Annotated in this window: 2 protein-coding genes; both read left to right on the forward strand. The window is 72.5% G+C overall.

Annotated elements, in window-relative coordinates; translation table 11 throughout:
- On the forward strand, positions 1–1,156 hold a 1,156-nt coding region (locus D3105_RS33040), incomplete at its 5' end, for an ABC transporter substrate-binding protein (RefSeq protein WP_118906508.1).
- 1 nt (position 1,157) lies between these two features.
- A partial coding sequence (locus tag D3105_RS33045; protein ID WP_240647115.1) for an ABC transporter permease occupies positions 1,158–3,312 on the forward strand: 2,155 nt, incomplete at its 3' end.

Here is a 3,312-nt window from a genome sequence, read left to right on the forward strand (position 1 = left end):
TGCCGCCGCCCTCGCCCTCGGTCTTGCAGCCGTCACCGGGTGCAGCGGCGGCGGCAGCGGCTCCGCCGACGACACGGTGAAGATCGGTCTGGTGGCCTCCCTGTCGGGCACCTACGAACCGGTCGGCACGGAGCTGCGGGACGGCTTCAAGCTGTATCTGGACACCCACGGCAACAAGCTCGGCGGTCGAAAGGTCGAGCTGATCGTGGCGGACGAGGGCGACGGCCCGCCGACCGCGGTGCCCGCGGCCACCAAGCTGGTCAAGAAGGACAAGGTCGACGTGTTGACGGGCCTCGTCGGCGGTGGCTCGGTCAACGCGGTGCTGCCGCTGATCCAGCAGGCCAAGATCCCCCTCCTGGGGTCGAACGCCCGGCCGCCGGTCAAGGACATCGAGTACGTGTGGACCACGAGCTTCCTGTCCGACGAGCCGGGCAGGGCCATCGCCCCGTACATCAAGGAGAAGGTCGACGGGCCGGTCTACGCGATCGGCCCCGACTACCAGGGCGGATACGACGAACTCCGGGGCTTCACCGATGAGTTCAAGCGGGTGAAGGGCAAGCTGGCCAATCCGGACGGCAAGACCACCTGGACGCCGTTCCCGAAGACGACGAACTTCATGCCGTACTTCGCGGAGATAGCCAAGACGGACGCCAAGGCGGTGTACTGCTTCTACGCGGGCAAGGCCGCGATCGACTTCGCCAAGCAGTACGCCCAGTCGGACATCGCCGATCTTCCGCTGTACACGGCCTTCGTCACCGAGGGCAGCGTGCTCCAGGCGCAGGGCCCCGCCGCGAAGGACATCTACTCCGTCCTGAACTACGCGGCCGACCTGGACAACGAGGCCAACCGGAAGTTCGCCGCCGACTGGACGGCCGAGCACGACACGCAGCCCACCACCTACGCGATGGCGTCCTACGACGCGGCGGCCGTGCTGGACAAGGCGATCGCCGACGCGGCGAAGGACGGCGATGTGACCTCTCAGACCATCAACAAGGCCATCGCGGGTCTCGGCCAGATCGACAGCCCGCGCGGCGCCTGGGAGTTCGGCGACAAGGCCCACTCGCCGGTGCAGACCTGGTATCTGCGCCAGGTACGGCCGGACGGCTCCAAGTTGGCCAACGTCATGGTTCAGGACCTGGCGACGCTCGGCAGCTGACATGGAGCTCCTGGACGCCCACCTCGTACCGGCGGTGGACGGAGTGGCCTTCGGGCTGCTGCTGTTCGTGGTCGCCGCCGGTCTGAGTCTCGCCTTCGGCACCGCGGGTGTGCTGAATCTGTCGCACGGCACGCTGTACGCGATCGGCGCGTACACGGGGGCCGAGCTGAGCGACGGGACCTGGGGCGGTCTCGCCCTCGGTCTGGCCGCGGGGACGGCGGCGGCGTGCGTGGCGGGGGCGGGGCTGTCCGCGGCGACGGCTCCGCTGGCCCGGCGTGGGCATCTGGCGCAGGCGCTGCTGACGTTCGGTCTTGCCCTGATCGGCGGTGATCTGCTCATCCAGTTCTTCGGTGCGGACGAACTCCCCGTACACGTACCGGAGATGCTCGACTCCTCGGTGACGCTGCTGGGGCACCGCTACCCGGCGTACCGGCTCTGCTTCATCGTGATGGCCGTGCTGCTCGCGGGGTTCGGGACGTGGGTGCTGACCCGGACCCGGATGGGCGCGGCGGTACGGGCCGCCGCCGACGATCCGCAGATGCTCGCGGCCACCGGGCACAGCCCGCGGGCCGTGCACACCGGTGTCCTCGCGGCGGCGGGTGCGCTGGCCGGGGCGGCGGGCGTGCTCGGGGCGCCGATCATCGGCCCCGGACCCGGTACGTCCGAGAACGTACTGATGCTCTCCCTCGTGGTGGTCGTGCTCGGCGGGCTGCGCTCGCTGTGGGCGACGTTCGCGGCGGCCGTCGCCGTGGGCGAGGTGCAGACGCTGGGCGTCTCGGTGGCGCCGGAGCTGGCGCCGTATCTGCTCTTCGCCGCGATGGCGGCGGTGCTGGTGCTGCGCTCCCGCTTCGCGGAGCCGGCGGGGGCGGGGCACGGCTCCGAGGCATCGTCCCCGGACCCGGTCGCCCGGCTCCGGGGCCTGCTGGCGGGCCGCCTTCCCGGCCCGAAGCGCCCCTCGGTGCGGCTGGACCGGCTCCGCAGGCGGAACGGCTCCCCGGAGTGGGTGAACCGGCTGCCCGGCAGGGCCGCGTGGTGGCAGGCGGCTCCGCTGCTCGTCCTGCTCGGGGTGCTGATCTCCCTGCCCGCCCTGCTCGACGCGTACAGCATCTCGCTGGCCGGCTCCGCCCTGGCCCTCGGTCTCCTCGCGGTCAGCGTCACCGTCCTCACCGGGTACGCCGGACTCCCCACCCTCGGGCAGACCGCGCCGTTCGCCGTAGGCGCGTACGCCACCGCGAACCTCGCGGACGCCGGGTGGACCGTGGGCCCCGTCCAGCTCGTCCTCTCGGCGCTCGCCGCCGCCGTCTTCGCGGCGGTGGTGGGGCCGGCAGTGATCCGGGCCCGCGGCACGACCGTACTGATGATCACGCTCGCGATCGGCGAGCTGACCGGCGCGGTCGTCAACCAGCTCAAGTCCGTCACCGGCGGCGCGGACGGCCTCGTCGGCTTCCCGGCCACTCAGGCGCTGTGGGGCGGGGAGGGGATGCTGGAGGAGAGCGAGCTGTACAACTACGCGCTCGTCGTGGCCGTCGTCGCCGTCGCTCTCACCCTGCTCGTCCTGCGCTCCCCGGCGGGAAAGCTGCTGACCGGCACCCGGGGCGCCGAGGCGCGGATGCGCGCCTCCGGGCACCCGGTGGGGCGGTACCTGCTGGTGGCCCACGTCTGCGCGGGCGCGCTGGCCGGTGTGGGCGGTTCGCTGATGGTGACCGTGCAGCAGTACCTCTCCCCCGCCGATGTCGGGTTCGAGATCGCCGCGTTCGCCCTGCTGGCGGTGGTCATCGGCGGTACGACGTCGGTGATCGGCGCGCTGCTGGGCGCCGGGCTCATCGTCGCCACCCGGGACTGGGTCGCCGGTTCCTGGCCGGGTCACGGGCCGCTGCTGCTGGGCGTGCTGTTCGTCGCGACGGTGTACGTGCTGCCGCGCGGGCTCGCGGGTCTGCGGGGTGGCGGATCCGGGGGCGGGCAGAGCGGGCCGCCGTCCGATACGACAGGCGCTCCAGGGGCGCCGGGGGCGCCCGGGACCTCCGGGGCTTCCGGGGCGCCCGGGTCCTCGGGGGCTTCCGGGGCGCCGGGAATCGCCGGGACCTCCGGCACCTCCGGGTCCGATGGTCAGCCCCCGTCTATCTGCTGGGCGGCGCGGAGTCCGGGGCCAGTTCGCT

The sequence above is a fragment of the Streptomyces globisporus genome (assembly GCF_003501885.1).
Lineage (GTDB): Bacteria > Actinomycetota > Actinomycetes > Streptomycetales > Streptomycetaceae > Streptomyces > Streptomyces globisporus_D.